This is a genomic window from Helicobacter sp., assembly GCF_014799995.1.
Classification (GTDB): Bacteria; Campylobacterota; Campylobacteria; order Campylobacterales; family Helicobacteraceae; genus Helicobacter_D.
Genome location: NZ_JAAVGY010000026.1, coordinates 1 through 6893 on the forward strand (window position 1 = coordinate 1; position 6893 = coordinate 6893).

Genomic DNA, 6893 nt, shown 5'->3' on the forward strand with positions numbered 1-6893 from the left:
GGGTCGGGGGGGGCTAACCCAGAAGAGTTGCACCAAAAGTGCAGTTGGAATCATACTTAAGAAATATAAAATTAAAATAAAATTTGCTAATCTTGGGGAAAAATTGGGGGGAATGTGATGCAAAAGATTGTTCAATCCAAAATCCCCAATGTTTGATAGAGTTTGCGTGTATTCAAAAACTGCTCCACGCAAGTCTCTAGCGATTCTTTTGGTAGATTGGGAATTGCATTGCAGACAAATTCTTTCAAAGATTCTTTTTCTAAGATTCCTTGTGCGGAAGCCTTTAAACAAGTCCAAGTCATCTCCTCTACATAAATCCCTCCACCTATCAAAGGGGCAGCGAGGAATCGTTGCGTGCCCTTTTGTCTTTTTTGCGCAAAAAGTGCTTGATTGTGTGCTTTTGCTTGTGCCAAAATTTTTGGGTTAATGGGTTGTGTAGGGTGCAAGAATCCTTGTGTCATCATCGCACAGACGATAGGCAGCAAGACATTAATTTCTACATCAAAGGATTCCACTAGGCTTTGAAGTGTCTTAGGAGAGAAAGAATCCTTAGCAAAAAATTCCAAAATCCTTTGACAAAGGGCTTGAAATTCTAGCGGGGTTTCGCTTGCATTTTGGAATCCAAAGGGGGCTTTAAGCAAGACAAAAGCCGTATGTAAAAGCTTCTTTTCTCGCTCCTGTCGCGTCAATTGCTTTGCGCCTTTGACAAAAATATCCATTCTAAAAGATTCATTGAGAAAATAATCCTTAAGTTGCTCTTGCAAGAGAGAATCCCTCGCTTCTGCCAATAATTGCTTTTGCTGTGCATTAAAAGTCAAAGGGTCAAAATGCCACATTAGCTTCGCGCTTGCACCAAACTCACATTGCGCATTGTGCAGAATCCTTGCCATTTCGCTAAAAAACATACAATGCCAATCTTGATTAAAAAATTCGTGGCACAAATAATTGATTTCTCTTGTTTGCAGTTCTTGATGAATTTCTTGCGTGCGTGGATTTTGCTCTATATAAAGCGATTTGGAGGCAAAAAGATTCTGCGTCCAATGAATCGTTTGCTTAATTCTGCTTTCTTGGTCGCCACTTGCTTGGCTTTCATAGATTTTGAGCAAATGACGCAAAGAATATTTTCCCTCCCAGCCCGGAAAGCAATTATAACTGATATACACTGCGCCACCCTCGCTTAAATGGTGCGTGATAATCTCTAAAATAATCTTTTGATTTTCTTTGCTAATCCAACTCCAAATGCCGTGTAATGCAATAATGTCAAACTTGAGATTCTCTCGCCTCAAACGTTCTTTTAATCGCAAAAAGTCCTCTGGATAGACTTGCGCACAACTTTGAGAAGCGGCAATGAATGCTTGTGCGTGTTGGCAGTGTGCAGGCATAAAGTCATTTCCCACAAACTCCCCCTCACTGCAACTTGCGTGGAGCGTCAAGCTATTGCCCATACCAAACCCTAGCTCAAGATAGCGGAATCTTTGTCGTGATTCTTTGGAATGATACCGCTCTAATCCCGCCAAGTTTAAAGAAAAATCTATCCACAAGGGATTGAGTGCGGGGATAAAGTCATCTACATATTCTAATTCTGTTGCATATCCATACGATTCCATAATGTCTCCTATCCAAAAATCCATTGCTTATAGTGTGGCAGTTGCGATTCTATGGAGAATTTACGCGCTTGAGATTGGAGATTTGTTGGAGAGAAAAAGTTAGGTTGCATATAAATAAACTGCATTGCAAAGCGAAAGGAATCCCTATCATTGAGCGGGACTAGAATGCCTCCTTTGCAAATTTCACAATGCTTTTGCGCGTCTATAAATTCTCCTTGTGGTGCGAGAATCTCGCGCGGTGCGCAATTTGTTGTGAGAATTGGAATCTTTAGCGTTAAAGATTCTACAAGCACATTAGGAAAACCCTCGTGATTGGACGCAAAGACAAAACAATCTGCCACGCTCAAAGGTGCGTAAGGGTTGGGTGTGCGTCCAAGCAAATGCACGCAGGATTCTAGTTGGAGTGCCTTGATTTGAGATTCTAACTCACTTCGCTTCTCTCCCTCCCCGAGGATAAACAAATCCGCCTTGCCTTTAAAATCCTGCATACAATCTATTAACAAGTGATGATTTTTGCCACTATCCAATCGCCCAATACTGATAAAGGCGAATCTCCCGCGTGCCTTGCTTGCTAGAATTTGCTCCTTTAGTGCAGAATCCTCACGACTTTGTGCAAGGATTTTATCCAAATCAAAGAAATTCAAAAGCAAGGTGATTTTGTCTCTTTGGATTCCAAAATTTCGCACCAAATCCTCAAGATTCTGTGGGGCGTTCGCGCTAATTTTGTCCGCTTGATGATAGAGTATCGCGATTAACTTGCGATTGATGAGAGAGGAGAGGTTGGGATAACCATATTGTAGGCTAGGGTGGCTTCGTTCTGAAATAAGAATCTTAGGACGCTTGCCCAAAAGCCTACATAGCATTCCTGCCAAAAGATTAATATAATTGGGGCGCGTCATCAGCGAGAGAGAAATTTCGCAATCTTGAATGATTTTAGAGTATTTAAAGGCAAGCAAGGGAATCTTGAATAGCTTTTTAAGCCCACTTTCGCGCGTGCTGTTGTTTCCCAAAATGATTTTTTGCACCTTCTTAGTGAGTGGGTAATGGTTGATGTCCTCTAGCAATACCAAAGTGATTGCATATTCCTTTGCCAAGTTTTCTAACAAAAGTGAGGTGATACGTTCCGCACCCCCTGCGCCTAAGGAATAGAGCAAGACAACGAGTTTCATTATAATTGCTTAGTTTAAGACTCTAGCTCGTTGCTGTTTTGCAATTCTACTTTTAGAATCTCTACACTGATAGATTGGGCAAGAGAGGTAAGAATCTTTAGGGTTTTATTCACCATAGAATCCACACTAAATTTCTCCACAATGTGCGCGCGCCCTTGTGTCTTGAGGGGCTCTAGTTTGCCCAAAAGGTGCAAGGCGTAGAGGGATTCCAAACATTTTACCGCGCTTTTATCTTCTTTTGGAGGAAAAAGAAAGTCATAAGAATCTTGCCCGAAATCTGCAATGACTTTGCTCTCTCCCACATTGCTAACGATTGGCACACAACCACACGCCATTCCCTCTGCAATGGAGTTTGAAAAGCTTTCGGTATAAGAAGTAGAGAGAATGCAATCAAATAGCGGATAATAAGCCTCCACATCGTTTTTTGCTCCCAAAAACAACACTTTGCGTTGCGTGTCTCCTAGAATCTTTAGACAATCTTTCAAGATTCTTTCCTCGCATTTTCCAAGCGCGATGAAAGTAACTGCGGCTTGCTCTTGTGCGTCTAATCGTTCCAAAAATTCCTTTGCAACGCGCGCAAATAAAGGATAGTCTTTGACTTTATCCATTCGCGCAACGATTCCAACGATAAAAGAATTTTCCCCAACCCCAAGCTCTTTTTTGAATCGCGTAATGTCTCTTGGGTGGAATCGCGTAGTATCAATGCCATTATAGACGACAAGTGCCTTTTTCATATAATAGCCTTTGGATTGATAGAAAGCAAGGGCGTCTTGAGAGTTGCAAATAATTGCATCTGCGAAGCGACTTAAAATCTTTTGCGTATGGAAGTAGAGCTTAGAGGCAAGGCTAAGATTGCCCAACTCAATCGCACTAGAACGAAATCCAAACACGACTTTCGTACGCAAAAACGCACCACAAATTAAGCTAAAAACATTCATTTCGGGCATAAAGGCATAAATACAATCTGGGCGAAAATCCTTAATGACTTTGCGATAGGCAAACAAAAAGCCAATGTCTCTGCGCCCTTTTTTATTTAAACAAATATGCGGAATCCCTACGATTTCATATTCCAAGCGTCCGCCACCATAAAGCGTGCAAAGTCGCACTTCTACATTAGGATTCTTGGCAAGCTCTTTGGCAAGAAGCACCCATTGCCTTTCCGCTCCCCCAAAATTTAAAGACCTAATAGCAAGTAAGATTCTAATGGATTTCATTTTTCAACTCTTTGACGAATTTTTAGTTTTGGCAGACAAGACACCGGCAAAAAAAGACAAGCAAATACTTGCAATGCAAGCCAATTTGGATAGATTGCTAGACTTTGTAGAATCTTTTTGAATGCCTTTTTGCGATTGCCTCCTTGTCTATAAAGCAACGCGGCTGTGGCGCAAAGCTTGGCTAGATGAGCAGGACAACATTTCAAACGTTCCTTATAAAAAAGCAAAATATCCTGCTCATAATTTTTAACCATTTCTAAGGGCTGATATTTGAGGCTTTGTGTGAGTGATTCCGCGTGGATTCTATAAAACTTCAAAGGCTTATGAATATAATAACAAGGACGTTGTTTGTGGAGCTTGAGCCACAATAACCCCATATTGCCTCGTTGCAAATTTTCATTAAATCGCCTTTGTCCTAGTAATTTACGCTCAAACAAGGTTACAAACTCTCCATCTAATCGCCCAGAAAGCACTTCTTGGAAGCTAATCTCGCGCGATTCGTCCAATCCCTTGCCGGAGAGCGAGCCATCATCACTTCTTGTGCAATTTGCGATAATAATCCCATATTGCCTATCAAAATGCAAATACGCTTCTATCATCTGTGAAATCGCTTCTTTAAAGAGCAAATCATCATCATCTAAAAGCAACAAAAGCTCACCGCTTGCGTAATCTAGCCCATTGTTGCGATTCCCTGCACTTCCGCGCGCCCTTGCGTTGCGCACGACTTTGATATTGGGATTGTCCCTTGCGTATTCGCTTGCTATGCTAAAGGTATTATCCTCTGAACCATCATCACTGACGATGATTTCAAGATTCGGATAATCTTGCTCTAAAATACTTTCAATAGATTCTGTGAAAAAATATTCGCGATTATAAGTAGTTAGAATCACGCTAACCTTTGGAAATTGAGGGTTTTGCGGAATTTCATTCAGGAGTTTTTGACTAAATTCTTGTGGTAAGTCTTTGATATTAAATTCTTTGAATTTTTCCATTACCCATTTTCCTTTTGTTTGCAATATCGGTCAAAAACACCAAAACCTAAATGCCTAAATCTGCATTTGGAATTTTATCCAAAATACCATTATGTAAGCGATAAATAGAATCACAATGTGCAATCGTGCTTAGACGATGCGCAATGATGAATAATGTTTTGTCTTTTGCAATTTTATAAATTTCTTCCATAATTTTTGCTTCTACTTCAGTATCTAATGCACTCGTTGCTTCATCTAGCACAAGAATCTTTGGGTCTCCATAGAGCGCGCGTGCAATCGCAATGCGCTGCTTTTGCCCTCCACTTAGTGCGATTCCACCCTCGCCTACTTGCGTTTGTAAGCCCTCTTTAGTTTGCAAAAAATCATAAATTTTTGCATTTTTTAGGCAGGCGATGATTTTTTCTTCGTCAAAATCCCTACCAAAGGCGACATTATCCGCCACACTTCCAGCAAACAAATAAACATTTTGCGGAATATAACCCACCTTCGCACGCCAGCTCTTGAGATTCGTCTTGTCAATTTTAACATTATCTACCCAAATCTTGCCACTTTTTGGACAAAGCAAACCAATAATGCAATCCACTAATGTGCTTTTGCCGCTCCCAGATTCTCCGATAAAGGCGACTTTTTCTCCCTTGTGAATGACAAGATTAATATTTTGCAATACAGGCTTTTTTTGATAGCTAAAGGAGAGATTCTCTAGTCTAATCTCCTGCGTAAATTTCGCTTCTACATCACCTAATTCTTGGGTTTGCATACTCAAATCTTGATAGATGATTTCTAAAGAGCGGAAATTAAATAGAATCTTATTGTAAGAATCTAAAATACGATTGATAGAGGGCAAAAGACGATAAAGTGCAAGCACATAAACAGAAAGCAAGGGCAAATAGCTCGTTACATTATTGGGGTTTTGGACAAACAAATACAGCACGACAAGAATCATCGCACAAAAGCCAATCGCCTCCAAGAACAAACGCGGGATATGAAAAAAGGTTTGGTTTTTGATATTTGCCAAAGAATATCCCGATAAGGAGTGTGAAAAACTCTGCCAAATAGAAGTGGAATCGCTTTGAAGTTTAATGATTTTATAGTTCCCAAAGCTAGAATTAAGAGTTTCAAAAAAGCCTTTTTGGTGCGATTCTTTCTCTCTGCCTTGTTTTTTGATTTTTAAAGCAATGCCTCGTGCTAAAAGGAATCCCAAAATGGCTAAAGCCAATGTCAAGCCAAGTGTGATTTTAAAATCCACAAACAATAAAGTGCCATAAATCAAGAGCACCACAAAAATTTCAGAAGTCATAAACAAAAAGGCGGCAAGTAAAATTGTGAAGTTATGCGCTTCGGTTGTGATGGTTTTGGTTAAATGGCTCGTGTTTTTAGTAATGAAATCCTCATAATTGATTCCTAAATAGTTTCTAAATAGCCTTGCGACAATCAAATGATAACTCTCAAAGGTAAAACGCGCTAAAAGATACTGATAAAGTAGATTAATAAGGCTTCTAAAAAGATAAAACGCCAACAAAGCAATGCCAAAATAAAGCACAAAATCATAAGGAGAGTTTAAATGTAAAAAACGATAAACAAAGGAAAAATAGGGCTTGCTTTCAATCAAGCTAAAATCACTTGCCACCGCAATAAAAGGAGCAATCGCAGAGATTCCAATTAGCTCAACCATAGAGACAAGCAAAGCAAGCAGAAGTAATCCATAAATATAATGTTGGTCTTGGCTAGAGAGAATGAACCTTAGTTTTTCAAGCATACAACCCCAAGAAAGCAATTGATATGATATAAACCCCTCTAAAGAGATTCCCCCCTAAAGAATCCCTTATATCTTTTCTCTCTCTTTGTTTATTAAGTAAAGAGAATGTCATTGATTTATTAAATCATACAATGGGATTCTTACTTTAGATTCTA

General features: G+C 39.7%; 5 protein-coding genes. All 5 read right to left on the minus strand.

What is annotated here, in order from left to right; all coding sequences use genetic code 11:
* Nucleotides 1–131: 131 nt before the first annotated feature.
* The 5 genes from HDT10_RS04105 to HDT10_RS04125 are packed head-to-tail and all read right to left on the minus strand — an operon-like array spanning nucleotide 132 to nucleotide 6738.
* Nucleotides 132–1607 carry a class I SAM-dependent methyltransferase gene (locus HDT10_RS04105; protein WP_290880289.1) on the minus strand — a complete coding sequence of 492 codons (1476 nt, stop codon included), beginning with the start codon at nucleotides 1605–1607 and terminating at the stop codon, nucleotides 132–134.
* Nucleotides 1608–1615: 8 nt separating this feature from the next.
* Nucleotides 1616–2776, minus strand: coding sequence for a glycosyltransferase (locus HDT10_RS04110; RefSeq protein ID WP_290880292.1), 1161 nt, complete (start codon nucleotides 2774–2776; stop codon nucleotides 1616–1618).
* A gap of 14 nt (nucleotides 2777–2790) precedes the next feature.
* Nucleotides 2791–3990 carry a glycosyltransferase gene (locus HDT10_RS04115; protein WP_290880295.1) on the minus strand — a complete coding sequence of 400 codons (1200 nt, stop codon included), beginning with the start codon at nucleotides 3988–3990 and terminating at the stop codon, nucleotides 2791–2793.
* The gene (locus tag HDT10_RS04120) at nucleotides 3987–4982 is read right to left on the minus strand and encodes a glycosyltransferase family 2 protein (protein WP_290880298.1); all 996 of its coding nucleotides are present in this window, start codon (nucleotides 4980–4982) and stop codon (nucleotides 3987–3989) included. Before HDT10_RS04120 ends, HDT10_RS04115 begins: the two co-directional genes overlap by 4 nt.
* A gap of 46 nt (nucleotides 4983–5028) precedes the next feature.
* Entirely contained in the window at nucleotides 5029–6738 is a 1710-nt protein-coding gene (locus HDT10_RS04125) for an ABC transporter ATP-binding protein (RefSeq protein WP_290880301.1), read from the minus strand.
* Nucleotides 6739–6893: the final 155 nt, after the last annotated feature.